This window comes from Janibacter sp. A1S7 (genome assembly GCF_037198315.1).
Lineage (GTDB): Bacteria > Actinomycetota > Actinomycetes > Actinomycetales > Dermatophilaceae > Janibacter > Janibacter alittae.
In genome coordinates this window covers 3,188,566-3,213,261 of the sequence record NZ_CP144913.1, presented here as the reverse complement: position 1 = coordinate 3,213,261, position 24,696 = coordinate 3,188,566, and the positions used below count along the sequence as shown (strand labels likewise).

The following is a 24,696-nucleotide window of genomic DNA, read 5'->3' as shown; positions in this document are numbered from 1 at the left end:
CGCCTGAGACAATGGACCATGCCGAAGGCCCGTTCCATGCTCGTCGCCGCTGCGGTCATCGGCGCGCTCGGCGCACCGGTCGCCGCGGCCCAGGGCACGGACAGCACTCCCCAGGTGCGGACCGAGCAGGTGCGGGTGCCCGTCGGGGCGGAACCCGGTGGCGAGGAGGTCACCATCGACGCCACCATCTACCGCCCCGCGACCGAGGGCCCGCACGAGGCGGTGCTGCTCGCCCACGGCTTCGGCGGCAGCAAGGACGACGTCGCCGACCGGGCACGGTCCCTGGCGGATCAGGGGTACCTCGTCATCGGGTACAGCGCGCGCGGATTCGGCGAGTCCGGCGGGGCCGTCCACCTGAACGACCCGGACTACGAGGTGGCCGATGCGCTCGCTCTCGTCGACCTCATCGCGGAGCAGCCGCAGGTACGACTCGATGCCAGCGATGACCCGCGGGTTGCCGTCGCCGGAGGGAGCTACGGCGGTGCACTGGCCCTGATGGCAGCCGGTGCCGACCCGCGGATCGACTCGGTGGTCGCGTCGATCACCTGGCACGACCTCGCCGAGGCCTTCTTCCCCCAGTCGGCGAAGGGGGTCGACCAGCCCGGCCCGTTCAAGGCGCTGTGGGCCTCGAACTTCTTCATGGGTGCGCTGGGTGGCGGGTCGCAGACCGACTCGCTCTGCGGCGGATTCTCCGCCAGGGTGTGCGACCTTTTCACCCGGGCAGCCGAGACCGGGAAGGCCGATCCGGACCTGCTGCAGCTGCTGCGCAGGCACAGCCCCGCAGCCACGCTCGGTGACATCGAGGCTCCGGTGTACCTGGAGCAGGGCATGTCCGACACGTTGTTCGGCATCGACCAGGCCGATGCCAGTGCCACGGCTCTGCAGGAGGCGGGGACGCCCGTGGCCGTCACGTGGTTCAACGGTGGGCACGACGGTGCCACCCAGGGCGTCGACCCGCAGTCGACCGGCACCGGCGGCGGCCCATCGGGCGAGGCCGCGGTGCCCCAGCCGATCGACCCGTCCGTCCAGCAGGAGCGGCAGACCCGGGACCTGCTGACCTGGTTGGCGGGCACGCTGCGCGCTGACGAGCCCACGACCCGGGAGACGCTGCCGGTGCCCGCATTCAGGTACGCACTGCCCCCGTCGAGCCAGGTCGCCGCGGACGAGGGTGAGCAGTTCGTCGAGGCCGTGAGCTACCCACCCACGGGTGCGGATGCCGACTCCGTGGTGCTGCCGATGGCCCCGGTGGCCGGCACGGCCCTGGTCAACCCACCCGGTGGGGTACCGCAGGCCAACACCGGGCTGCCGGGCCTCGGCGCACTCGGCGGACTGGCGTCGCAGCTGTCCACCTACCCGCTGTCGGCGCTCCCCGGTCAGTCGGTGGCCTTCGACAGTGCGCCGCTGCCGGAGGACGTGACCGTGGTCGGCCAACCCTCCGTCACGGTGGAGCTGGCCTCGACGCAGTCGCGCAGCACCCTCTTCCTCTCGCTGTGGGAGGTGCGCAACGACAGCCCGGTGCTGCCCCGACGCCTCGTCGCGCCGATCCAGGTCGACCTGGACCCGGGCACACCCACCGAGGTCGAGGTGGCCCTTCCCGGCGGCACCTGGCGGATGGACGCCGGCTCGACGTGGCGGGTGCTGGTGACAGCGACCGACGCGGCCTACACCGGACCGGACCGGGTGCGCGCGGATCAGGTGCTCGTGGCCGAGCCCGGGCTGAGCCTTCCCGTCGCGACCGGTGTGCCGGTGGCCGCCGACAGCATCTGGGACCGCGAGACCCTCGCAGTGGCCGGGGCGCTGGCCCTGCTGCTCCTCCTGGCCGGCGGCGCGGCGGTCCACCGCCGACGGACACCGCACCCGATCCGGTCGGACCTGGTGGACGTGCCCCTGGTCATCGAGGGACTGGTCAAGGAGTACCCCGACGGGCACCGCGCCGTCGATGACGTCAGCTGGCGGGCCGAGCGCGGCCAGGTCGTCGGGCTGCTCGGCCCCAACGGCGCCGGCAAGACCACGACCCTGCGGATGGTCATGGGTCTGATTCGCCCCGACGCAGGGACCGCACACGTGCTGGGCCAACCGGTCACGGCCGGCGCCGCCGTCCTCGGTCGGGTCGGTGCACTGGTGGAGGGCCCCGGCTTCCTGCCGCACCTGAGTGGCCGCGCGAACCTGCTCTCCTACTGGGCGGCCACCGGCCGCCCGGTCGAGGAGGCGCAGCTGGAGGAGGCGCTGGACATCGCCGCGCTCGGTGACGCCATCGATCGCCCGGTCAAGGCCTACAGCCAAGGCATGCGACAGCGACTGGGCATCGCCCAGGCGATGCTCGGGATGCCCGAGGTGTTGATCCTCGACGAGCCGACCAACGGGCTGGACCCACCGCAGATCGCCGCCATGCGACCCATCCTGGCGCAGTACGCGGCAGGTGGGCGCACGGTCGTCGTCTCCAGCCACCTGCTCGCCGAGGTCGAGATGACCTGCTCGCACGTCGTGATGATGCACGCTGGGCGGGTGCTGGCGGCGGGTTCGGTCGACGACGTGGGTGTCGCGGAGGGACACACCCTGGAGTCGGTCTTCCTCTCGACCATCGCCGGGGCCGGCGACGGGGACCACCTCAACCGGGTGCGGCCACGATGAGGCGCCCACTGAGCCCGAGCGTGGAGCTGCGGCGCCAGGTCACCCGCCCCCGCACCCGGTGGTCGTACCTCATCCTGCTCGCCCTGCCGCTGGTCGTGGTCGGCGCGTTCACCCTCGGCGACGACGAGAGCGGCGGGCAGAGCTTCGCCGATCTGGCCACCACGGGCGCCGCCAACTTCGCGGTCTTCATGCTGATCATCACCGCCGAGCTGCTCATCCTGATCCTCGCCGCCCTCTTCGTCGGCGACCCGGTGCCCGCGGAGGCCTCGTGGTCCTCGTTGCGTTACCTGCTCATCGCCCCGGTTCCCCGAGGCAGGCTGCTGACCAGCAAGCTGCTCGTCGGGTTGGTCCTGACCGCGGTGGCGGTCCTTGTTCTGCTCGTGTGGGTGGTGCTCGTGGGTGGCGTCTTCTACGGGTGGGGCCCGCTGTCGCTCAGCGGCGGCGAGACCTTGGGCTGGGGGGAGGTGCTGCGCCGGTTGGCGGTGGGCGCCGGGTACGTGTTCGTGGCCCAGCTGCCCTTCGCCGGGATCGCGTTCTGGATGGGGGTGCGCACCGACGCACCCCTGGCCGCGGTCGGCGTCGCGGTGTTCGCGTCGATCGTCTCCTCGATCCTGGATGCCCTGAGTGCGCTCGGCGACTACCGACGGGCGCTGCCCAACCACTACGCCCGGGAGTGGATCGCCCTCTTCGCTCCCGACGCCGACTACGGGGCCCTGGTGCCCGGGGTGCTGTGGGCCCTGCTCTACGCGACGGTCTTCATCGCCCTGGGCTACCACCACTTCGCCCGCAAGGACGTGCTCAGTTGAGCGGCCGGGAGCAGCCGCCGGGGACCGGCACCCGGCGGCGGTCCGTGTACGACCGAGTTCGCCCGATCGTGCCGTTGCTCTGTGCCGTCCTGCTGCTTCCCACCGCCATCAGTGGTGACCGCGGGTGGTGGGGGTGGGCCGGCGTGGCAGTGCTGCTCCTGCTGCAGGTGGTCACGCTCGTCGCCGGGCGAAGGGGGCAGTGAGGCCCAGCCGCCTCGACGCCTGAGCGCTCGTCCTCCACGACCTGCGCGCCCGGGAGGGGGCTCCTACACTGCTGTGGCCCACAACACATCTGCACGAGGAGTCCGCCATGCTCAAGGCGATGTCCGCGCCCCTGGTGAGGCTGGCCGAGCGGTACCTGCCCACTGCCTACGTCTTCGCCGTCGTCCTCACCGCGATCGTGGCGGTCGTCGCACTGGCCGCGACCGACATCGGGCCCGTCGACGTGGTCCGCGCCTGGGGTGACGGACTGACCGGCCTCCTGGCGTTCATGACCCAGATGGCCCTGGTGCTCCTGCTCGGGTACATCCTCGCCAACACGGGCCCGGTGCGGCGACTGCTCGAACGTCTGGCCCGGGTGCCCCGCACACCGGTGCAGGCATACGGTTTCGTCGCGTTCTGCGCGGCCATCGCGTCCCTCTTCACCTGGGGTCTGGGGCTCGTCGTGGCGGCACTGCTGTCCATCGAGGTGGCCCGAGTCGGGCGCGATCGCGGACTGCGGTTGCACTACCCCCTACTCGTTGCCTCCGGGTACTCGGGGTTCGTCGTCTGGCACATGGGCTACTCCGGCTCCGGACCGTTGGCCGCGGCGACGCCGGACAGCTTCGTCGAGGAGCAGCTCGGGTACACCGTCCCCGTCAGCGAGACCATCTTCTCCTCGTGGAACATGATCGCGGCCGTCGTCACGGTCATCGTCATCGTCGTCGCGATGATGCTCATGGCGCCCGGCCCGAAGGACCGCATCCTCGAGCTCCCCAAGGACGCCTCACTGGAGGAGGCCGACGACGCGAGCCCGATCGACGCCGGCCACGGGCCCGTCCCGGCCGACCGGATCGACGGGTCCCGGATCGTCACCACGGGCCTGGGTCTGTTCCTGCTGGCCTACCTGGTGATCTACTTCGCCCAGGAGGGCATGGCCCTGACGCTCGACATCGTCAACTGGACCTTCCTGTGCCTGATCCTGCTGCTGGTGACGAGCGCGCGCGAACTCGGCCAGCTCGTGGCCAAGGCCGCATCCAACGTCGGCGAGATCCTCGTGCAGTTCCCGCTCTACGCCGGGATCATGGGGATCATGACCGCCAGCGGACTGGTGGAGATGCTCGCCGACTTCTTCGTCTCGATCTCCAACGACGTCACCCTCGGCCTGTGGGCCTTCCTCGCCGGGGGCCTGGTCAACGTCTTCGTCCCCTCCGGCGGCGGCCAGTTCGCCATCCAGGCGCCGATCTTCCTCGATGCGGCCAAGCAGCTCGGCGTCGACCCGGCGATCGTCATCATGGGTGTCTCCTACGGCGACCAGTGGACGAACATGATCCAGCCGTTCTGGGCGCTGCCCATGCTGGCCATCGCCCGCCTGCGCATCCGGGACGTCATGGGCTTCACCACGGTCACGCTCCTGGTCACCGGGGTGGTCTTCGCGGCGACCATGGTCCTCGCGTCGCTGTGGACGTAGCGGTCGTCGCTCAGCCGGCGAGTGACCCTCCGAAGATCTGCCACGCCAGCGCGCTCTTGGCGACGAGGCTGAGCACGAGGTAGACCTTCTCGCCGTAGGCGTAGTCGGCCCACCGGCCGACCTGTCGGTACTGCAGCCACTGGTTGAGCGCGAAGCTCATGAAGAACACGAACAGCGAGGCGATGATCCCGAGGACGAAGCCGGGCACCTCGGCCGCCCCGAGCGTGTTCACCAGGATCGCCACCCACGGGGCCGCGCCGGCCACGCACCCGAACCAGAAGGGGAGCATCGTCGTCCTCGTCCGGCCTGGTGGGTTCATCAGCTCCTGCACCCATCCGAACAGGATCATCGCGACGTTGGCGCCGATGATCAGGAGGACCTCGGTGATGCCCGTCAGGCCGGTGTAGAAGCCGATGAGGATGATCATCAGGGTCGCGCTGACCGAGTACTCCATCCACCGGAAGCGGTTGACCCCGGCGCGCAGACCCCCTTCGTACCGGTGCCGCAGCACGGTGCCGGTGAGCAGATGGTCCAGGGCTGCCAAGGCGAGGAAGACGGCGATCGCGGCGCCGATCCGCACGTCGAAGAGCGCCTCGGGCGCCGGCGGTGCCGATCCGGGCGGTCCCTGGGGGTACTGCGAGGTGACCGTGATGGCGAAGTCGCTGGCCAGCACCAGCACGAGCACGGCCTGGGCCGCGTGCAGGACGGTGAGGCCGATGTTCCAGATCCGCAGTCGACCCAGACTCGACTCGGTGACGCCGGTGGCTTCCATGGTGTGGCCCTCTCCAGGACGCGCGGCCGCTGCTGCCTCGGCCGCCTCGCCCCAACTGTCTCACTCCCGGCGCACGAGACGACGGAGCGCGATGGTCGCGGCCTGGGCGTAGACCCGACTGATCACCGGTGGGCCGGTGACCTCGAGCCAGGTCTCGCAGCCCCGAGGGTGCGCGCGCACCCCGTGATCGAGGCGAAGGGGGAGCCCGAACGCCTCGACCCGCCAGCGCCACGTGTGCTCGGTGGACGAGACCTCCTCGATGGTGAACGGGACGCCGAGGCCGCCGAAGGTGCGCACCACCCCCTTCGTCGCCGACCGCAGCCGGGGGTGGTCGTACTCGACCGACCGGATCTGTGGCGACCACGTCGGCCACAGGCGTGGCTCGACGTAGCGCTGCCAGACCGTCCCGACCGTGGCCGTGCCGGTCACGCTCACGCGCGCGGTGCTCCTCACCGTCACCCCTGGTCGAGAGCCGCCAGGCCCCAGCGCACCAGGCGGGTCCCCAGCGCCCCGGCTACGGACGCGCCCCGGCGGCGGGGCAGGTCGAGCTCCTCGCGCGCCCAGTCGGGAAGCAGCGCGACGGCGCCCAGGGCGAGCAGCTGATAACCGGGGCGGGCGGCCCATGGCAGAGGCGGCTCCCGCAGCAGGAAGGCGGCCGCGTCCCGGGCCGCCGGCGTGGCGCGCAGGCCGTCGCGGGCGTCGGCCAGGGCCGCCTCGAGCTCGGCGACGGTCATCGGCAGATCCGTGGCACCGAGCGCCGACGCCGAGACGGCGCTCTGGGCCACGTAGGTGTCGGCCTCGTCCGGCGTGAGCGGATCCGCGCCGTGTCGCTGGTGCGCGGTGAGGAAGGACCACGCTTCGGCGATGTGCACCCAGCGGAGCAGGTCGGGGTCACTGGCTCGGTAGGGACGTCCTTCGTCGTCCGTGCCGCGGACCCGCTCGTGCACGCTGCGCACCGCGGCGATCGCCTCCTGGGCGTGCTCGATGGTGCCGAACGTCGTCGTCGCCAGGTAGTGACTCGTGCGCTGCAACCGACCCCACGGGTCGCTGCGGTAGCCGCTGTGACCGGCCACGCCGGCCATCGCGGACGGGTGCAGGGACTGCAGGAGCAGGGCCGTGATCCCGGCGACGAACATCGACGCATCGCTGTGCACGCGCCAGATCGGGTCCGCCGGGGTGAACCACCGGGCTCCCGGGGTGTCCCAGATCCGAGCGTGGGCCGCGTCCGCATCCGGGCCGGCCACCCTGGAGCGGACGGCCTCGCCGATGAGACGCCGCAGGTCCGGTGCGGTGACCATCCGAGACCCCCTGCGAGCCGTCATCGCACGGCCTCGACGAGGTCCGCGGCGAGCCGGACCGAGCGGTCGTCATCGCGGGTCGGGGTGAAGCCCATCCGCACCACGACCAGACCCTGCGACGGCACCACGGTGATGCTCTGCCCGTCGTGTCCCTGCGCGAAGTAGGCGTCCTCGGGCAGCTCGGGGTGCACGGGACTGCCGTCGGGTCGGCTGTTGACCCACCATCCGCTCCCGTAGGCCTGGCCGTCATCGGCGACGCTCGCCGGTGTCGTGGACTCCTCGATCCACCCCTGCGGAAGCAGACGCTCCTCGTCCCAGACGCCGTCCTGCAGCGCGAACTGGCCGACCGCCGCCCAGTCGAGCGGCGTCGCCCACATGTAGGAGCTGCAGACCGGCGTGCCGGAACCGTCCGGCTCGAGGACGGCACTGCCCAGGCCCAGGGGCGCGAAGACCTCCTGTCGGGGCAGATCGGCCCCGGTCCCGGACCGCTCGGTGAGGATCGAGCACAGCAGCGTGGTGCTGCCGCTGGAGTACTCGAAGTACTCACCCGGCTCGTGCTCCAGGTCCTGGGAGGCGACGTAGGAGCCCATGTCCTCCTCCAGGTAGAGCATGCGGGTGATCGGCGTGCCCAGCGCGTACGTCTCGTCCCAGGCCAGCCCGCTGGTCATCTGCAGCAGGTTGCGGATGGTGATCTCGCCACGGCCGTCGTCCCACTCCGGACGCAGGTGGTCGTCCTCGAGACCAACCGCGTCCTGCATGACCAGCCGACCGACGAGCAGGTTGGTCACGCTCTTGGCCATCGACCACCCCAGCTGCGGTGTCTCCCGGTCGAAGCCGTCGGCGTAGCGCTCGGCGACGAGCTCGCCGTCCTGGAGGACGACGACGGCGCGGGTGCCCAGGTCCTCCTGCTCCTGCGGGGGGAGGTCCTGGCCGAAGGCGGTGTCGACGGCTGTCTCGACGGCGGGATCCGGCGCGGGTCGCGAGGCATCGGCGAAGGGGTTGCCCGACGCGGTCACCGCAGTCGGGTCGTCGAGCTCGGGACGCTCGTCGGCGAGGGTGCACCCGTACCCGTGCGTCGCCCACGCGCGCTGCGTGCTGAGGATGCCGAGCACGCTGGAGGAGGCGCCGTTCTCGTCGACGTCACTGCTCAGGAGGGGGACCAGTGGGTTGGGCGGGAGGTCGTCCTCCGGGTCGCTGCGGCCGGCGATCTCCTGCAGGGCGCAGGCATTGTGCGCGGCGTACCCGGTGCCGGTGAGCAGCAACGGCCGGGCGTACCAGTACCCACCGACCGTGGCGACGAGCACGATGACGAGCAGGACCAACGAGACGGCGCGGAGGCGGGACACGACCTCAGCGTAGGGCCCGCCTCCGCGCAGGAGCGCCCACCGTCGGCGCCTCCTTCGGTTGGTTCAGCGCGTCGTCACCACTTGTGCATGGTGCCGTGCTCGATGTTGTAGTACATCCCGATGTGCGTGTAGAAGTTCATCGCACCGAAGAGCAGGAACACCACGCCGCCGATGACCCACGCCCAGATGGCCCAGCGCAGCAGCCCGGGACGATCGGTGAGCAGCGCGATCGCGAAGAGGATGGCCCCGACGGCCACGATGCCCCAGAGCCCACCGAGGAAGAGCGCCTCGAGGATCGGCAGGTGACCGAAGCGACCACTGATCGGCTCCTCCGGCGGGGCGGCTCCGAGCTGGAAGCGGACGAAGGTGATGGCCAGCACCCCCATGGCCAGGCCGAGTGCGCCGACGAAGATGCTCACTGGCTTCAGGGCCCGCAGGGCCGTCGCGTTCACGGTGGCCGCGTCGAGATCACCGGAGAACAGCTCCCGGTGGCGCCACAGGTAGATCGCGGCGAAGAGGAGAAGGGCGCCGAATCCTGCCGCGGGCTGGCCGAAGGCGATGTTGGCGTACTCGAAGCCCTCGCCGCCGAAGGGCCAGGTCATGGTCGTGTGCAGACCCGTGATCAGCAGGAGCAGCCCGGTGATGCCGAAGAACGCCGCCCATCCCTCGCTCTCGACGACCCGGTCCTGGACGAGCTGCTTGAGGAACCAGGCGAAGCCCAGCAGGCCGGCGCCCGCTGTGACCGCGACGAGTTCGTTGTAGACGACCATCTGTGCGACTCCTTGTGCTGGTGACCTGTCCGGTCACGTGTGTGGGACAACTGTCCGGTTCAGCGGGAAGGAGAACGGTTTGATTCCCGATCGCCTTGCGGCGCAGGCCAAGTGGGTCGGCGGGCGCCGCGTCACCGCGGCAAACCGGCCGAGCTGCCTCCCCCGCAGCACGAACCTCGAGCGGCCCGGGATTGGTTGCCGGCAGACCGGGCCCGGTGTGGCGTTTCGCTGCTACCGTCGAGGGACTCGGTAGTCCCGTCCAATGATCGGAAGGAGTGGGGGCCATGGCCTACGGTCTCGGAGGAAGCGGCCACTGGGTGCGGACACGCACCGAGAAGGACGCGAAGACATTCATGGCCGAGAAGGAACTCGAGCGCGAGCGTCGCCGCGACTCCGTGGAGCGCTCCGAAGACCTTGTCAGGCGCATCGGTGAGTGGTGGCGCGCGCTGCGGCGCGACGGGTAGCCATCACGCTCGCACGACCTCAGCTGCCGTGATCGTCACCAGATGGCGGTGCCGTCGGTCTGCCTACTCCGTCGACGCCCGAGGTGAGCCGCTGGGGAGGGTGCCCCACGTGCTCGGATCGACGACGCCGAAGCGACGCCCGGTGACCTCGCCCGGCGTGATGCGGATGAACCGGTCCTTCTCGCCCCCCTGCCAGGGGGAGAGGGCGAGGTCAAGGGTGTCCATCAGGTCATCGACCTCGGTGATGGTGCGCGCCCTGCCCTTGACCACCACGCTCCAGGCGCGGCCGGTCTCGTGGTCGTAGCCGTCGGCCTCGAGGGCGACGGGGGCGCCGGACAGGGCGCCGGCGACCTTGCTCCCTTCGCCCGTGCGGAAGACCGCGGTGCCTCGGTCGACCGCGTAGTTGATCGGGAAGATGTCCGGGTGGTCGTCCAGGACCACGGCCAGCCGCCCGACCGTGGTCGTGCGCATCAGCGCCCAGCAGGTGTCCACCGAGAGCCGCTCGACGTCGTGTTCCTCGGTCATGCCATCGCCTCCTGACGGTGCTTCGAGGCTATCCGAGCCCGGGGCCGTCGCAACAGGGGCCCGCGCCCGTCAGGCGAGGGTGAGGAAGAGCTTCTCCATCGCGGCCTTGTCGTCCTCGTTGACGCCGTCGGGCGAGGACAGGCACTCCTGCAGGCCGGAGGAGACGATGGCGAAGCCGGCCCGGTCGAGGGCCCGGCTGGCCGCGGCGAGCTGGGTCACCACGTCCTTGCAGTCGCGGCCCTCCTCGATGAGGCGGATCACCCCACCGATCTGGCCCTGCGCCCGGCGCAACCGGTTGACGACCGGTCCCATGTCCTCCATGTCCAACGTGACCATGTCCATTGCTCCTTCGTGATCGGGTGCTTCAGCCGACGCGGGTCGGCAGCGCGGTCAGGGCGGCGTCCAGTCGGGTACGCGCCTCGCGGGCGACGTCCTGCAACTGCTCATTCTCCGTCACGCCGACCATCGTGTCGGGGTCGAGTGCCTCGACGACTGTGCGCTGGTCCCCATCGGCCCGCACGACGACGTTGCAGGGAAGCAGCAGGCCGATCGACGCCTCCCGGGTGACTGCCTGCTCGGCCAGCTGCGGACGGCAGGCGCCGAGGATGACGTGCGGCTCGATGTCGGCGTCGACCTTCGCCTTCAGCGTGGCAGCCAGGTCGATCTCGGTGAGCACCCCGAAGCCCTGGTCGGCCAGTGCCTCACGGGTGGCGGCGAGCGTCTCGGCGAAGGGGGCGTCCACTGCGGTGGTCATCGCGTACTGCATGTCGATCTCCTCTCGGTGTGCGGCCGTGTCGACCGATGTTGACAGCATACCCCTAGGGGTATTAATTTGTCACCCATGGAACCCACGATCATGACCATCGAGACCCCGAGCCTGGGCGACCGTTCCTACCTCGCCCATGACGGCGACGTCGCCTTCGTCGTCGACCCCCAGCGGGACATCGACCGCGTGCTCGCGGCCGCCGACGAGGCCGGGGTGCGGATCACCGACGTCTTCGAGACGCACCTCCACAACGACTACGTGACCGGGGGCCTGGCCCTGGCGCGCCGTCTCGGCGCCCGCTACCACGTCAACGGTCAGGACGAGGTCTCCTTCGACCGCGAGCCGATCCGTGACGGTGACGTCGTGGAGATCTCCCCGACGATGCGCGTGCGGGCCATCGCGACTCCGGGCCACACCTTCACCCACCTCTCGTACGCGGTGGAGACGGTCACCGACTCCGGGGCCACCGCCTCGGCGGTCTTCACCGGCGGGTCGCTGCTCTTCGGGGCCACGGGTCGCCCGGACCTGCTCGGCCAGGAGCACACGGACGACCTGGTGCGCCACCAGTTCGCCTCGATCAACCGCCTCGCGGAGGAGCTTCCGGAGCAGGCGGACGTACTGCCGACCCACGGGTTCGGCTCCTTCTGCTCCGCCGGGTCCACCGGCGGCGCCACCGAGTCGACGATCGGCGAGGAGAAGCGCACCAACCCCGCGCTCACCCAGGAGGAGGAGCAGTGGGTCGCCGACACCCTCGCGGGCCTCGACGCCTACCCGGCCTACTACGTCCACATGACCCCGGCCAACGCCGCGGGGCCGACCGAGGCCGACCTGAGCGCCCCCGAGCGGGCCGACAAGGACACCCTCGCCCGGCGCATCGACGCTGGCGAGTGGGTCGTGGACCTGCGCACCCGCACCGCCTTCGCGGCCGGGCACATGACCGGGACGCTGAACTTCGGCCTCGACGGCCAGTTCTCCACCTACCTCGGGTGGCTCATCCCCTGGGGCGCCCGGGTCACCCTGCTCGGTGAGAGCTCCGAGCAGGTCGCCCAGGCCCAGCGCGAGATGGTCCGGATCGGCCTGGACCGGATCGCCGGCGCCGCCACCGGTGGGCCGCAGGACTGGACCGACCGTCCACTGGGCACCCTGGAGACCGCGGTCTTCGCCGACCTGTCCCAGGTGCGCCACCACCGTCCGGTGCACGTCCTCGACGTCCGCCTCGTGGGCGAGTACGAGGACAGCCACATCGAGGGCGCGCAGAACGTCCCGATCGGCGAGCTCCTCGACCGCATCGACGAGGTCCCCGACCGCGAGCTGTGGGTCCACTGCGGCAGCGGCTACCGGGCCTCGATCGCCGCATCGGTCCTCGCGGCGCGCGACCACACGGTCGTGCTCGTCGACGACGCCTTCGGCAATGCCGGCGACGCCGGGCTGCCGATGACCTCCTCCCGCTGACACACCCTTCCCCCCTGACCCAAGGAGACCCCCATGTGCCGTCAAGCGACCTGCCGCCAGTGCGGCAAGACCACCTGGGCCGGCTGCGGCCAGCACGTCGACCAGGTGATGAAGTCGGTGCCCGGCAGCCAGCGCTGCCCCGGACACTCCACCCCGACGAAGGGGGACACCGCCACCCGCGGGCCCCTCGCCCGCCTCTTCGGCCGCGGCTGAGCCGCCGGTGCCCTTCGCAGTCATCCCCCTCGGCCTGATCATCGGTCTGGCCCTCGGAGCCCTGGGCGGAGGAGGGTCGATCCTGGCCGTTCCGGCTCTCGTGCACGTGCTGGGGCAGGACCCGGTGACCGCGACGACCAGCTCGCTGATCATCGTGGGCATCACCTCCCTGCTGTCACTGCCGGCGCACCACCGTGCGCAGCGCGTGCGGTTCGGTCAGGGTCTGACCTTCGGCCTGCTGGGCACGGCCGGCTCCTTCGCCGGGTCGGCGGCCTCCCGGGCCGTTCCCGGTGAGGTCCTGATGACCGTCTTCGCGGTACTCATGGTCGTCGTCGCCGTCCTGATGCTGCGGCGCAGCCGCGCCGGGGCACCGCGGAGCGAGGAGGCCGGACCCCATGAGCCGATCCTCACCCTCCGACCCCTGACCTGCGCGTGCCCACGGCTGCTCAAGCTCGTGGTCGCGGCCACCCTCGTCGGGCTGCTGACCGGCTTCCTCGGCGTCGGTGGTGGCTTCGTGCTCGTCCCCGCCCTCGTGCTCGTCCTCGGCTTCACCATGCCGGTGGCGGTGGGCACCTCCCTGCTCGTCGTCGCCATCAACAGCGCGACGGCGCTGGCAGCACGGGCGCAGCAGGGCGTCGGCGATCTCGACTGGCCCCTCATCCTCGGCTTCGCCGCGGTCGCCGTCGTCGGCAGTCTCGTCGGCAGCCGCGTCGCCGACCGACTCCCTGCAGAGCGACTCTCGCAAGCATTCGCGGTGCTCGTCCTGGCCATCGCCGCCTTCACCGCCGCGCAGTCCGTGCCAGCGCTGCTGGCCTGACCCGAACCCAGCACCACCACCATCCGGAAGGACCCCCGTGACCACTGACACCGCCACCCGGCCCGCCACCCTCGACGTCGCGCAACTGCGCGACTGGATGGACGGACCCACCGGCCGCATCATCGACGTGCGCACCCCCGGCGAGTTCGCCGACGTGCACATCCCCGGCTCCTACAACGTGCCCCTGGATCTCCTCGAGGAGCACCGCCGTGAGCTGGTCGAGCACCTCGACGACCACGTCGTCCTCGTCTGCCGCTCCGGTGGCCGCGCCTGCCGCGCCGAGGGTGCGTTGGCCACGGCCGGTCTGCCCAACCTGCACATCCTCGACGGCGGGATCACCGCGTGGGAGAGCGCCGGTGGCGACGTCGTGCGCGGCGACGGCACGTGGGACCTCGAGCGGCAGGTCCGCCTGGTGGCCGGTTCCATCGTGCTGACCGGAGTCCTCGCGAGCACCGTCGTGCCACAGGCCAAGTGGATCTCTGCCGGGATCGGAGCCGGTCTCACCGGAGCGGCCCTGACCGACACCTGCGCGATGGGGATGCTGCTGTCCAAGCTCCCGTACAACCGCCGCAACATGCCCGCCCCCGAGACGGTCTTCGCGCAGCTGCGCGAGGGCCGCCGCTGACCCACATGCACCGAAGGAGAGAGATCCGATGATCCTCACGCAGTACTACCTGGGCTGCCTGTCGCACGGCTCGTACCTCATCGCCGACGAAGGCACCGGCAAGGCCGTCGTCGTCGACCCGCGACGCGACATCAGCGAGTACCTGGCTGATGCCAAGGAACAGGGCCTCGACATCGTGGGCGTCATCAACACCCACGTGCACGCCGACTTCGTCGCCGGCCACCTGGAGCTCGCCGCCGCGACCGGTGCGTGGATCGGCTATGGCCCCACTGCCGCCGAGCGTGCCGAGTTCGAGGTGCGCAGCCTGGGCCGGGGCGACCGGATCGAGCTGGGAGACGAGGTGACCCTGGAGATCCTGGAGACCCCCGGCCACACCTGGGAGTCGATCAGCGTGCTCGTCCTCGAGCACGGCACCGCGCACGCGGTGCTCACCGGCGACTCGCTCTTCATCGGCGGGGTCGGTCGACCCGACCTGGTCGTCTCCGACGGGTCCACCCCCCAGCCCCTGGCCGAGGCCATGTACGGCACGCTGCACGACGTCCTGCTCACGCTGCCCGGGACGACCAGGGTGATGCCGGCCCACGGCGCCGGGTCCTCCTGTGGCCGCGGTCTGTCCGACGAGCTCGAGTCGAACATCGGCGCCCAGCGCGAGACCAACCCCTTCGCCGCGCAGATGTCGGTGGAGGAGTTCGTCGACATGGTGACCACGGGTCAGCCCTCCGCGCCGGCCTACTTCCAGGTCGACGCCGCGCTGAACCTGCGCAACCGGGAGCTGCTCGACCCGGACGAGCCGGTCGTCCCCTTCACGCCGACCGAGGTACGTGCCGCGATCGAGGGCGGGGCCGTCGTCGTCGACACCCGTTCGCCCGAGGAGTTCGCCGTCGAGCACCTGACGGGGTCGGTCAACGTGGGCCTCGACGGCCGATTCGCCGAGACCGCGGGCACGGTCCTGGACCACGAGGCCGAGATCCTCGTCCTCACCGAGCCGGGCCGTCAGGGCGAGGCCGCCCTGCGTCTGGGACGCATCGGCTTCGACTCCGTCGTGGGCTACGTGCAGGAGCCCGCCACCGCCCTCGCGGCGCTGTCCGACCTGGTGACCGCCGCACAGCGCATCGCCGTGCCGGAGATAGGGGACCTCGCCGACGGGACCGTCCTCCTCGATGTCCGCAACGACGGCGAGCGCGAGGACGGTCAGCTCATCCCCGAGGCCGTGCACATCCCGCTGGCCGAGCTGGCGGACCGCCACGGTGAGCTGCCGAGCGACCGGCCGGTGCTGGTGCACTGCGCCAGTGGGTGGCGCTCCTCGGTCGCAGCGAGCCTGCTGCGCTCGCACGGCCACGCTGACGTGACCGACCTGGTCGGTGGCTACGCCGCCTGGGCGGAGCGGGCCCCCGCGGGAGTCTGACTCGTCAGGGGCGGGCAGTGCGCCGGGCGCGGGACGGCGACGTCACGTCGGTTCTCGCTCAGTCCCACGGGATCTCGATGGGCCGCCCGTCCCCGCCGCAGTCCAGGACGGCCGAGGCGTCGCCGAAGACGTGGGTCAGGGTGACCCGGTCGCCGACGGCGCAGGTGTCGCGCAGCTCCGCCGGCCGGCCGGCGAGGCAGGACTTGCGGCGGACGGTCAGGAGGGGGCTCCCTTCGTCGACTGCGAGCCGGTCGGCGACCTCGGCGCTCGCCGGGACGGAGTGGGTGTACTCCACCCCGGCGTCGAACTCGACGCCGCACCGGGTGCGCAGCACGTCGTGGACGGAGGTCTCCGTGAGGTCCGCCTCGAGCAGCGGCTCGGCGGCGGAGGCGATGATCCACAGTCGGTCCATGGCGAAGGGGGCACCGTCGGCCGTGCGCACCCGTGCCACGTGGACGAAGGGGGTCTGCGCCGCCAGCCCGAGGGCGGTGGACACCTGGGGGCTGGTCACGATGCGCTGAGCGACGACCTCGGAGCTCTCGTTCCCGCCCCGGGCGGTGATGGCGTCGCGCAGGCTGTACATCGGCCCGAAGCCGGACGTGCGGCTGGTGTTGATCACGTAGGGGCGACGACCGCGCCCGCCGCCGACGATCCCCTGCTCGCGCAGCGGGGTCAGGGCCTGCCGGATCGTGCCACGGCTGACCCCGTAGCGCTCGGACAGCGCCAGCTCACCCGGGAAGCCGTGGGCGAACTCGCCCTCCTGCACCCGGTGCAGGAGGTCGTCGCTGATCTCGCGCCACCGTGGCAGTGTCCGCACGTCCGCCTCCCGATTGAAATGTATATACATTGAGGTACCGTCGTCGTCATGACCGGTTCCAACCGACGTGTCCTGACCATAGTCGCTGCCGTGGCGGTCGTGGTCCTGCTGGCAGCGGGGGTCTTCCTCTCCAAGGGGAACGACGAGTCCGCCGAGACCTCCTCATCCGCCGACGCGACCGCGGAGCAGTCACCTGCCCAGGAGAGCATGACCGAGGAGGAGGTCGGGCTGGTCCGCCGGGACGTCGACGACGTCACCGCCATGGGTGATGTCGACGCGCCCGTCGTGCTCATCGAGTACTCCGACTACCGCTGCCCCTTCTGCGGTGCCTTCGCCCGCGACACCATGCCGACGCTGATCGAGGAGTACATCGACAGCGGCACGCTGCGTTTCGAGTGGCGCGACTTCCCCGTCTTCGGCGACGAGTCGGTCAAGGGTGCGATGGCTGCCCGGGCCGCCGGGGAGCAGGACAGGTACTGGGAGTACCACGACGCGATGTACGCGGACGCGCCCGAGCGCGGCCACCTGGAGATCACCGACGCGAAGATCATGGACTGGGCGAAGGAGGCCGACGTGCCGGATCTCGAGCAGTTCGAGCAGGATCTCGACGACCCGCAGCTGCGCGAGAAGGTCGAGGCCGACTCCCGCGAGGCGTCCACCGAGGTGGGCGCGACGGGGACGCCGACCTTCGTCATCGGTGACCAGCGGGTCGTCGGCGCCCAGCCGACGGACACCTTCCGTGATCTCATCGACGACGAGCTCGCCGCCGTCGAGGACGAGTAGATGGACATCGGCTACACGGGGGCCTTCCTCGGAGGCATCCTCACCCTGCTGAGTCCGTGCTCGGTGATGCTGCTGCCGGCCTTCTTCGCCTACGCCTTCACCTCCCCGAGCGCACTCATCGGTCGCACGGCGATCTTCTACGCGGGCCTGAGCGTCACGCTCGTGCCCCTGGGGGTCTTCTCCGGGTCGCTCGGCTCCCTGCTGACCACCCACCGGATGACGCTGGTGACCGTGGCCGCGACCGTGATCATCCTCCTGGGGCTGTGGCAGCTGTCCGGGTTGCCGGTGCCGGGACTGTCCCGATCCACCAGCCGGCAGCGCGACAGCACCTCGGTCGGATCGGTCTTCGCCCTGGGCGCGGTGTACGCCGTCGCCGGGGTCTGTGCCGGACCGATCCTCGGGTCGGTGCTGATGGTGGCGGCCGTGAGCGGCAGCCCGATCTACGGCGGCTCCGTGCTCGCCCTCTATGCGTTGGGCATGACCGTCCCGCTCTTCGTGCTCGCGGCGGTCTGGAAGCGTCTGGGGACGCGCGGACGGGCCGCCATCGCCCCCAAGGAGGTCTCGATTGGCCCGTGGCGCAACACCTGGGCGATGGTCATCTCCGGAGTCCTGTCGATCGCCATCGGCGTGCTGCTGATCCTCACCGAGGGCACCGCCAGTCTCAGTGGTGTCTTCACGATCAGTACCCAGCGTTCGGCCGAGTCGGCGCTGAGCACCTGGAGCGCCGGGGTCTCGGACATCTGGTTCATCGCCGCCACTGTCGTGGTCCTGGGTGGGATCGCCCTGTGGCGCCAACGCAGTGGGCGGCGTGACTCCCGGCCCGTGGACCCCGCCGACACGGGGGACCACGCCGTCGGTCCCGACCCGATGAGCAGGAAGAACTGACATGGACACCCTGACCCCGCCCCGAGAGCAGGCGACCACGTCGTCGTTCCTCGACGAGCTGCGCACGTGGCAGGCCCGGCGCTGGTGGACCGCTGCGGGGGTCGCGGTCCTGACGATGATCGTGACGGCGGTCCCGACCGCGATGATCCCCACCCCGCTCTTCAGCCGGGAGATCCCGACGACCGTGTGGGCGTGGCCGGTCCTGGTGGTCACCTCGGTGCTGGCCGGACTGGTCACCGCGACCTACGTCGCCCGTCGCGACCCGGACGACGGGGGTGAGCGCGGCTCCCGCCTGGGCATGGCCGGGGCATTCGCGACCTTCTTCGCCGTGGGTTGCCCCGTGTGCAACAAGCTGGTCCTGATCGCGCTCGGTTACGCGGGAGCCCTGCAGTACTTCGCGCCCGTGCAGCCCTTCCTCGCTGCCACGGCGATCGGCGTGCTCCTGTGGGCGCTGGTCGTGCGGGTGCGTCGGGAGCGAGGTTGTCGGATCCGTGGCTCACGGGCCGGAGCCGGGATGATGGGCTGATGACGGATCATCGGGCACACCTCGACGAGGAGCGTCGGGCGACGCTCCAACGACTGTCGGTGCTCACCGACGACTTCACCGCACTCGTCGAGGCGAGCGAAGGGAGCAACGCCGACGACGAGCACGACCCGGAGGGCGCGACGATCGCCTTCGAGCGCTCGCAGGTCGACGCCTTCGTCAGGCAGGGGCGGGCGCACCTGGAGGAGGTCGATGCCGCGCTCGGGCGGCTCGACCGAGGCGTCTACGGCACGTGCGAGCAGTGCGGCCGTCCGATCGCGCCCGGGCGCCTCGAGGCCAGGCCCACCGCGCGACGGTGCATCGACTGCGCCTGACTGATGGGGGCGAGGGCTGGTGTTGCCATTTTCCACGGAGTACGGTGGGAAAAATACCAACTGAAGGGATCAGCATGAGCATCGCCGACCGTTCCGTCACGACCACCTGGGAGGGTCCCCTCGCCACCGGACGCGGGACCCTGCACGACTCCAGCAGTGGTGTCCTGGACGACCAGCTGGTCACGTGGGGCTCGCGCACCGAGGCGCCCGGCGGCAGGAGCAGCCCCGAGGAGCTCCTCGCGGCAGCGCACTCCTCGTGCTTCTCGCAGGCACTTGCGCTGACCCTGGACGAGAACAAGACTCCGCCGAGCCGCCTCGACGTGAGCTCGACCATCTCCCTGGAGGAGGTCGACGGGACGCCGACGATCACCACCTCGACAATCACCGTCAGGGCCGTCGTCGACGGGATCGACGAGGAGGCCTTCGGCTCGATCGTCGAGTCCGCGTCTGCGCTGTGCCCGGTCTCGCGGCTCTTCACCGGAGCGACGATCACGGTGGACGCCGCGCTGGTGAGCGCGTAGCCGCCAGCCGGACGTTCCCCCTTCGCGCCGCCTCCGGGGTGGGGCGGTCCCGACGACTGCAGCCTCCTCGCCGGACGCGGCCACGCTCCTGACCGGGGATGTCGCATCATGGGGTGGTGATGTCGTCGGCGGTGTGGAAGGTCCTCGGGGCCAGCCTGCTGACCACCGTGGGCTCCGTGCCGGTCTTCCTCCTCGCGACCCAGTCGGTGCCGCTGCGCCGTGAGCTGGGGTTCGGGGAGCAGCGGTTCGGGGTTGCCGTCGCCGCCTTCTTCACGGCCGCCTCCCTGGTGGCGATTCTCGGCGGGGGAGTGGCCGACCGCGCGGGCCCACGCCTGTCGACGATGGTCGCCGGCGGGCTCTCGGCCGTCGGGGGAGTCGGGGTGGCCCTGCTCGCCCACGGGTGGCTGACCCTCGTCGCCTGCATGGTCGTGCTCGGCTGCGCCAATGCCGCACACCAGCTGACGGCGAATCTGGCGATGTCCCGGAGCATCCCGGCCCATCGCCGTGGCATCGGCTTCGGGGTCAAGCAGTCCGCGGTCCCGGTGGCGATCGTGCTGGCCGGTCTGGCCGTGCCGACCATGACCTCCCAGCTCGGGTGGCGCTCGACGTACTGGACCTTGGGCGGCGTCGGGCTCGTCGTCGTCCTCGCCGGTCTGCTGGCCCCCGGGCGCAACGGCTCGACGGCTGCCCCGCCACGGGGCGCCGGCCTGGATGCTCCACCGGTCAGGGCTCTGCTGGTGGTCACGGCCGCCATCGCACTGGGGAGCGCCGCCGCCAACTCGATGGGGTCCTTCATCGCCTCGTGGGGCTTCGAGGTCGGGCTCACGCCCTCACAGGCCGGTGGGCTGATGGCCGCCGGCAGCGCGCTGAACGTCGTCGGTCGGCTCCTGGTGGGGCAGCTCGCCGATCGCCGCCACGGACGCAACCTGCCCGTGGTGGCCACCCAGATGGCCATCGGTGGGGTGGCCCTGCTGGCCCTCTCGCTGCCCGGCGTCGCCAGCTACGTCGCGGCGAGCCTGGTGGCCTTCGCCATCGGATGGTCCTGGCCCGGCCTGTTCCTCTTCGCCGTCACCAGGATCGGTCGCGAGTCCCCGGCCAAGGCCTCCGGGTACGTCCAGGCGGGCGCCTTCTTCGGCGGGGCGACCGGGCCGCTCCTCTTCGGGATGGCCGTCGACGCCTTCGGCTACGAGACCTCGTGGCGGTTGTCGGCCCTGGTCTTCTTCGCCGCCGCAGCTCTGGTCCTGCTGTCGCGACGGATGTTCCTCACCGATCTGGTCGTCCGTCCGCCGCGCGTGCCGCTGGGCTACGGCGGCGGGCGTGAGCGGCCGCGCTGGACCACGGCGGATCGGTGAGCCGGGAGCGAGAGTCAGTCGCTCCTGGAGACCGAGTGGGCCGGGCCGGCCACCCTGCGCCCGGCTCCACACCGACCGGCGCAGGCACGCCCCCCTTCGCCCCCGACCGGCCCGACGCCGGCGGCGGGTGACGTCGCACCTGCTTGGCTCTTGCGACTCCGTGGGCACACGTAGCCAGGTGATCCCACCTCGTCAGGTGACCCCCACGGCTGGTCAGGCGATCCCCACGGCGTCGAAGGCCGCCCCCACGGCGGCGACCTTCCGGTCCCGCTCGTCCCGGGGCCTGCCGCGCAGGAAGGAGCGGGCGCTGGCGACGGACGCCCGCCGGGCGTCGGCGAACTGCGATGTCCGGGAGAGCCGCTGGGTCAGCGCGATGTAGTAGACCGCGGCGACCTCGTGCGGCGTGAGCGCGAGAGTGCCATCGGGATCCTCGGTGGTGAGCAGGACGTAGGCCGCCTTGTTCGGGATGCCGCTGTTGGTGTGCACCCCGCCCCAGTCCCCGTTCTGGGTGACGGGCAGGTCCTGGTAGTCGTCCATGTGCGCCGGCTGGTCGAAGCGGGTCGGGTCGGCCATGTCGCGCAGCGCCTCACGGTCCGGGAAGAGCTTCTCGCCGATCAGCCAGTCCCAGGTGCGGGGATCCTCGTTGCCGATGTTGGCGATGATCGTGCCGAAGACGTCGGAGTACGACTCGTTCAGCGCACCCGACTGGGCGCGGTACTCCAACCGCGCGGTCGAGCCGGTGACACCGTGGAAGATCTCGTGGCCGACGACGTCGACGTTCGCCGACAGCGAGCGCAGGTCGTCGCCGTTGCGGATCTGGCCGTACACCATCTGCGTGCCGTTCCAGAAGGCGTTGGCCCACTCCTTCGGTCCGCTGCTGGCGGACTGCACGACGCAGTTGATGGTCGAGGTCAGCGGCCCGCCCCGGCCGTCGATGTTGTTGCGCAGCACCACCGTGCGCAGGAAGCGCGAGACGACGATCGCGTTGGCGTGGGCGCTCACGGCCGCCGGTGACCAGTCGGGTGGGTTCTCGACGAGCGCCCCCGGCAGGGCGTCGGCATCGGTCGCCGGGTCGTCGAAGCCGAAGTCGAAGGTCTCGACGTTGTGCACCGGGTCCCGCAGCACCAGCCGCTCCTGCTCCGACTGTGCGACGAAGGTCCGCTGGACACCGTAGGAGTCCGCGGCCGTCTGCTCCACGCCCTCGGCGGTCAGGCTGGGCGTGCGTGGCAGCACATCGACCACGGACGCGTCGTGGGCGTCGATCACGTAGTCCACGAGGTGGGGCGCCTCCGGGACCGGAGGGTCCGCCCCCGTCGCCCCGCCTGACGTGGTCACGGGCACGTCCTCGAGCAGGTAGACCAAGCGCCACCGCTCCTCCCCGCCGTCGTAGTAGAAGTGCAGCCGGGGGACCGCGGTGGCCACCGGCGAGTAGCCACCGGGCGCCTCGCGAGCGATTTCGACGGCGCGGGCCGGGGCGATGGTGGCGACCGGGTCCACGTCCTCGGGTCGTCCCGTCGTCGTGTCGATGCCGACCAGCTCGTTGTCCCCGTCGAGCTCGACGACGACGAAGGACCCGTAGACGGGGATGTCGTGGAGGACCTGACGGAACTTCACCGTGCGCGTCCCGGTGAGCGCGACGGTCTCGGTGCCGATCGGGGTGAAACCGGTCCGCGTGCCGGCGACCTCGGGCACGGTCAGGGAGGGAAGGGAGGTACTCGCCAGGGCGTCGTCGAGATACCCCCGCGCAGCGGACTCCGGGTCGAGGACGTCGTGCACCTCCGGAGCGATCCCGGCGCGGACCCCGCGGTGCGCCGTGATGGTCGAGAGGGCTTCGGTCGAGGAGTCGTCCCACGCGTGGATGGAATATCTGGTCAGTCCGTCAGGACGGTGATCGTCGGGCATCGGGTGCTCCTTCGTCGATCACCTCATTCTAGGCCCGGTGCCCGACAGCGAGAAGGTCTCGACGGTTCCGGGACCGGCGATCGCTACTGCACCCCGACGGCCTCGAGCTGGTCGTCGAGCAGGTCGCGGAAGAGCCCGATCGGCTGGGCGCCGACGAGCGCCTCGTGGCCGATGACGAAGGTCGGCGTCCCGGTGGCGCCGACCTGCTGGCCCTCGCGGGCGTCAGCCTCGACGAGGTCCAGCAGCTGCGGGTCGTCGAGGTCCTCCTCGAACTGCTCCGTGTCCGGCACGTCGACCTCCTCGGCCCAGGCGAGGAGCTTGTCCCGGGTGACCTCGAGGTGCCCGCGCTCGGGCGCATCTGCGTAGACCGCGTCGTGGTACTCCCAGAAACGGTCCTGCCTCCCGGCGGCACGCGCGGCGACAGCGGCATCGCTCGACTGCTCACCGAAGAGCGGTAGGTCGCGCCACTCGATCCGGACCTTGCCGGTGTCGACGTACTCCTCGACGATCGTGGGCAGGGTGTCCTGGTTGAAGACCCCGCAGTACGGGCACCGGTAGTCGGCGTACTCGATGAGCACCAGTGGCGCGTCCACGTCCCCCATGGCCGTCGGGTCATCGGCGTCACGCCGTGCCAGTGCGATGTCGTCCTCGGCCTCGCGGGGGTCACCGTGGGCCGAGCTCGACCCGCTCTGGCCGGCTCCCGGGGCGCTGTTGCCGGAACCCCCGCCGAGGCTGGAGAGGATGACGCCCGCGGCGAGGCTGCCGACCATCGCCAGGGCAAGGATGATCGCGAGGACGCGGCGGGTCTTGTCGGACATGGTCGAGACCCTACGCACCGTGGGCCGACCCGCGCGGGTTGACCCGGACGGGCCGACCTGTGCGGGCCGCTCCGACCTACGTCCCGGGCTGGAGGAGCACCTTGGTGTAGCCCTCCTCGCGCTTGTCGAACCGGGAGTAGGCATCGGGGGCCTCGGCGAGCGGCAGCTCCTGGGAGACGACGAAGCCGGGCTCGGCTCGGCCGGCGATGATCATGTCACGCAGGAAGTGTGCGTACTGCTTGGCATCGGCCTGGCCGGTGCCCATGGTCTGGCCCTTCTCGAAGTAGCGCCCGACCTTGAAGAGCAGCTCCCCCTTCGCGGCGTGCTCGTTGGGTGCGCCGGGGTCGGAAGGCAGGTACAGCCCGACGACCCCGATGGACCCGGTCGAGCGGACCGTCTCGACCAACTGGTTGAGCACGATCGCGGGCTGCTCGTCGCCCCCTTCGGCCGTGGCCTGGTACCCGACGGCGTCGATGCCCCGATCCACCCCCGGTGCCCGGAGCTCGTCCGCGATCTGCTGCGCCGGGTCCCCCGTGGTGAAATCGATCGGCTCGGCGCCGATCTGGGCCGCCAGATCGAGCCGGTCGGCGAACTTGTCGACGGTGAAGACCCGGCTGGCACCGCGCAGCAGGGCCGAGTACGTCGCCATCAGGCCGACGGGCCCGGCTCCGTAGACCGCGACCGTGTCCCCGGGGCGGACGCCGGCCAGCTCCGTGGCGTGGTACCCGGTGGGAAAGATGTCGGCGAGCAACGCGAAGTCCTTCTCGTGCTCGGAGCCCTCGGGGAGGGGGACGCAGTTGTAGTCGGCGAAGGGGACCCGCAGGTACTCGGCCTGCCCGCCCGGGTAGGGCCCCATGCCCACGTACCCGTAGGCGCCGCCCGCACCGGGGGGATTGACGGTCAGGCAGAAGGCGCTCTTGCCCGCCCGGCAGGTGTCGCAGAAGCCGCAGGCGACGTTGAAGGGCATCACCACCCGGTCGCCCGTGCGGACCGAGGTGACCCCCGGCCCGACGTCCTCGACGATCCCCATGTTCTCGTGCCCGAAGGTGATGCCCGGCTCGGCGTCGGTCCGTCCCTCGTACATGTGCAGATCGGACCCGCAGATGGCGGTGGTGGTGATCCGCACCAGTGCGTCGGTCGGGTCCTCGATGCGCGCGTCCTCCACGTCCTGGACGTTGGGTCGGTCCGGGGCGCGGTGGCG

General features: G+C 71.1%; 28 protein-coding genes. 16 read left to right on the top strand and 12 right to left on the bottom strand.

The features are described 5' to 3' along the window. The first annotated feature begins 18 nt into the window (after nt 1–18). The 4 genes from V1351_RS15490 to V1351_RS15475 all read left to right on the top strand — a co-directional run bounded on the left by V1351_RS15490 (nt 19) and on the right by V1351_RS15475 (nt 5,106). A complete protein-coding gene (locus V1351_RS15490; RefSeq protein ID WP_338749192.1) occupies nt 19–2,631 on the top strand; it encodes an alpha/beta fold hydrolase in 2,613 nt (870 codons plus the stop codon). Further along, the gene (locus tag V1351_RS15485) at nt 2,628–3,437 is read left to right on the top strand and encodes an ABC transporter permease subunit (RefSeq protein ID WP_338749190.1); all 810 of its coding nucleotides are present in this window, start codon (nt 2,628–2,630) and stop codon (nt 3,435–3,437) included. The genes V1351_RS15490 and V1351_RS15485 overlap by 4 nt, the downstream gene beginning before the upstream one ends. Continuing rightward, complete coding sequence (locus tag V1351_RS15480) at nt 3,434–3,640, top strand: hypothetical protein (RefSeq protein ID WP_338749187.1); 207 nt, start codon at nt 3,434–3,436, stop codon at nt 3,638–3,640. Before V1351_RS15485 ends, V1351_RS15480 begins: the two co-directional genes overlap by 4 nt. A 119-nt stretch (nt 3,641–3,759) precedes the next feature. Then, complete coding sequence (locus V1351_RS15475) at nt 3,760–5,106, top strand: short-chain fatty acid transporter (RefSeq protein ID WP_338749185.1); 1,347 nt, start codon at nt 3,760–3,762, stop codon at nt 5,104–5,106. A gap of 10 nt (nt 5,107–5,116) precedes the next feature. Here the strand turns inward: V1351_RS15475 and heR are convergent, their stop codons facing one another. The 5 genes from heR to V1351_RS15450 all read right to left on the bottom strand — a co-directional run bounded on the left by heR (nt 5,117) and on the right by V1351_RS15450 (nt 9,292). Continuing rightward, nucleotides 5,117–5,878 carry a heliorhodopsin HeR gene (gene heR, locus V1351_RS15470; RefSeq protein ID WP_338749183.1) on the bottom strand — a complete coding sequence of 254 codons (762 nt, stop codon included), beginning with the start codon at nt 5,876–5,878 and terminating at the stop codon, nt 5,117–5,119. Nucleotides 5,879–5,938: 60 nt separating this feature from the next. Beyond that, nucleotides 5,939–6,313, bottom strand: coding sequence for an SRPBCC family protein (locus V1351_RS15465; protein WP_338749181.1), 375 nt, complete (start codon nt 6,311–6,313; stop codon nt 5,939–5,941). A 20-nt stretch (nt 6,314–6,333) separates the two neighbouring features. Further along, nucleotides 6,334–7,176 (bottom strand): oxygenase MpaB family protein, encoded by an 843-nt coding sequence (locus V1351_RS15460; RefSeq protein ID WP_338749179.1) that lies wholly within the window; start codon nt 7,174–7,176, stop codon nt 6,334–6,336. 20 nt (nt 7,177–7,196) lie between these two features. Continuing rightward, nucleotides 7,197–8,522 (bottom strand): serine hydrolase domain-containing protein, encoded by a 1,326-nt coding sequence (locus V1351_RS15455; protein ID WP_338749177.1) that lies wholly within the window; start codon nt 8,520–8,522, stop codon nt 7,197–7,199. 74 nt (nt 8,523–8,596) lie between these two features. Beyond that, nucleotides 8,597–9,292, bottom strand: a complete 696-nt coding sequence (locus V1351_RS15450; protein ID WP_338749175.1) for a DUF981 family protein — start codon at nt 9,290–9,292, stop codon at nt 8,597–8,599. Nucleotides 9,293–9,576: 284 nt separating this feature from the next. Between V1351_RS15450 and V1351_RS15445 the strand changes: the two genes are divergently transcribed. Next, nucleotides 9,577–9,756, top strand: a complete 180-nt coding sequence (locus V1351_RS15445; RefSeq protein WP_338749173.1) for a hypothetical protein — start codon at nt 9,577–9,579, stop codon at nt 9,754–9,756. A gap of 63 nt (nt 9,757–9,819) precedes the next feature. On the opposite strand, the gene V1351_RS15440 is transcribed toward V1351_RS15445, so the two are convergent. From V1351_RS15440 to V1351_RS15430, 3 genes are all read right to left on the bottom strand, one after another. After that, nucleotides 9,820–10,281 (bottom strand): pyridoxamine 5'-phosphate oxidase family protein, encoded by a 462-nt coding sequence (locus V1351_RS15440; RefSeq protein ID WP_338749171.1) that lies wholly within the window; start codon nt 10,279–10,281, stop codon nt 9,820–9,822. Nucleotides 10,282–10,350: 69 nt separating this feature from the next. Then, nucleotides 10,351–10,617 (bottom strand): metal-sensitive transcriptional regulator, encoded by a 267-nt coding sequence (locus V1351_RS15435; protein WP_338749169.1) that lies wholly within the window; start codon nt 10,615–10,617, stop codon nt 10,351–10,353. A gap of 28 nt (nt 10,618–10,645) precedes the next feature. After that, nucleotides 10,646–11,095, bottom strand: a complete 450-nt coding sequence (locus V1351_RS15430; RefSeq protein ID WP_338749167.1) for a DUF302 domain-containing protein — start codon at nt 11,093–11,095, stop codon at nt 10,646–10,648. Between the two features lie 27 nt (nt 11,096–11,122). Here V1351_RS15430 and V1351_RS15425 point away from each other — a divergent pair, with 27 nt between their 5' ends. From V1351_RS15425 to V1351_RS15405, 5 genes are read left to right on the top strand one after another with little or no spacing between them, the layout of a single operon-like run. Continuing rightward, nucleotides 11,123–12,499, top strand: a complete 1,377-nt coding sequence (locus V1351_RS15425; RefSeq protein WP_338749165.1) for an MBL fold metallo-hydrolase — start codon at nt 11,123–11,125, stop codon at nt 12,497–12,499. Nucleotides 12,500–12,532: 33 nt separating this feature from the next. Then, nucleotides 12,533–12,712: a hypothetical protein gene (locus V1351_RS15420; RefSeq protein ID WP_338749163.1), complete on the top strand. Its 180-nt coding sequence runs from the start codon at nt 12,533–12,535 to the stop codon at nt 12,710–12,712. A gap of 7 nt (nt 12,713–12,719) precedes the next feature. After that, nucleotides 12,720–13,529, top strand: coding sequence for a sulfite exporter TauE/SafE family protein (locus V1351_RS15415; protein ID WP_338749161.1), 810 nt, complete (start codon nt 12,720–12,722; stop codon nt 13,527–13,529). 37 nt (nt 13,530–13,566) lie between these two features. Then, nucleotides 13,567–14,154 (top strand): rhodanese-like domain-containing protein, encoded by a 588-nt coding sequence (locus V1351_RS15410; RefSeq protein WP_338749159.1) that lies wholly within the window; start codon nt 13,567–13,569, stop codon nt 14,152–14,154. A 28-nt stretch (nt 14,155–14,182) separates the two neighbouring features. Then, the gene (locus tag V1351_RS15405) at nt 14,183–15,559 is read left to right on the top strand and encodes an MBL fold metallo-hydrolase (protein ID WP_338749157.1); all 1,377 of its coding nucleotides are present in this window, start codon (nt 14,183–14,185) and stop codon (nt 15,557–15,559) included. Nucleotides 15,560–15,617: 58 nt separating this feature from the next. Here the strand turns inward: V1351_RS15405 and V1351_RS15400 are convergent, their stop codons facing one another. Continuing rightward, nucleotides 15,618–16,376, bottom strand: a complete 759-nt coding sequence (locus tag V1351_RS15400) for a GntR family transcriptional regulator (protein WP_338749155.1) — start codon at nt 16,374–16,376, stop codon at nt 15,618–15,620. Between the two features lie 48 nt (nt 16,377–16,424). Between V1351_RS15400 and V1351_RS15395 the strand changes: the two genes are divergently transcribed. The 6 genes from V1351_RS15395 to V1351_RS15370 all read left to right on the top strand — a co-directional run bounded on the left by V1351_RS15395 (nt 16,425) and on the right by V1351_RS15370 (nt 20,775). Then, on the top strand, nt 16,425–17,159 hold the full coding sequence (locus V1351_RS15395; RefSeq protein WP_338749153.1) for a DsbA family protein: 735 nt from the start codon (nt 16,425–16,427) through the stop codon (nt 17,157–17,159). Next, nucleotides 17,160–18,044, top strand: a complete 885-nt coding sequence (locus tag V1351_RS15390; protein ID WP_338749151.1) for a cytochrome c biogenesis CcdA family protein — start codon at nt 17,160–17,162, stop codon at nt 18,042–18,044. A gap of 1 nt (nt 18,045) precedes the next feature. After that, nucleotides 18,046–18,570 (top strand): hypothetical protein, encoded by a 525-nt coding sequence (locus tag V1351_RS15385; protein WP_338749149.1) that lies wholly within the window; start codon nt 18,046–18,048, stop codon nt 18,568–18,570. Beyond that, nucleotides 18,570–18,902 carry a TraR/DksA family transcriptional regulator gene (locus tag V1351_RS15380; protein ID WP_338749147.1) on the top strand — a complete coding sequence of 111 codons (333 nt, stop codon included), beginning with the start codon at nt 18,570–18,572 and terminating at the stop codon, nt 18,900–18,902. Before V1351_RS15385 ends, V1351_RS15380 begins: the two co-directional genes overlap by 1 nt. A 74-nt stretch (nt 18,903–18,976) precedes the next feature. Then, on the top strand, nt 18,977–19,423 hold the full coding sequence (locus V1351_RS15375) for an OsmC family peroxiredoxin (protein WP_338749145.1): 447 nt from the start codon (nt 18,977–18,979) through the stop codon (nt 19,421–19,423). 119 nt (nt 19,424–19,542) lie between these two features. Then, nucleotides 19,543–20,775 carry an MFS transporter gene (locus V1351_RS15370; RefSeq protein ID WP_338752571.1) on the top strand — a complete coding sequence of 411 codons (1,233 nt, stop codon included), beginning with the start codon at nt 19,543–19,545 and terminating at the stop codon, nt 20,773–20,775. A gap of 213 nt (nt 20,776–20,988) precedes the next feature. On the opposite strand, the gene V1351_RS15365 is transcribed toward V1351_RS15370, so the two are convergent. The 3 genes from V1351_RS15365 to V1351_RS15355 all read right to left on the bottom strand — a co-directional run bounded on the left by V1351_RS15365 (nt 20,989) and on the right by V1351_RS15355 (nt 24,660). Beyond that, nucleotides 20,989–22,677, bottom strand: coding sequence for a M4 family metallopeptidase (locus V1351_RS15365; RefSeq protein ID WP_338749143.1), 1,689 nt, complete (start codon nt 22,675–22,677; stop codon nt 20,989–20,991). Between the two features lie 83 nt (nt 22,678–22,760). Next, entirely contained in the window at nt 22,761–23,495 is a 735-nt protein-coding gene (locus V1351_RS15360; protein ID WP_338749141.1) for a DsbA family protein, read from the bottom strand. Nucleotides 23,496–23,571: 76 nt separating this feature from the next. Next, complete coding sequence (locus tag V1351_RS15355; RefSeq protein WP_338749139.1) at nt 23,572–24,660, bottom strand: glutathione-independent formaldehyde dehydrogenase; 1,089 nt, start codon at nt 24,658–24,660, stop codon at nt 23,572–23,574. Between the last annotated feature and the right edge of the window lie 36 nt (nt 24,661–24,696).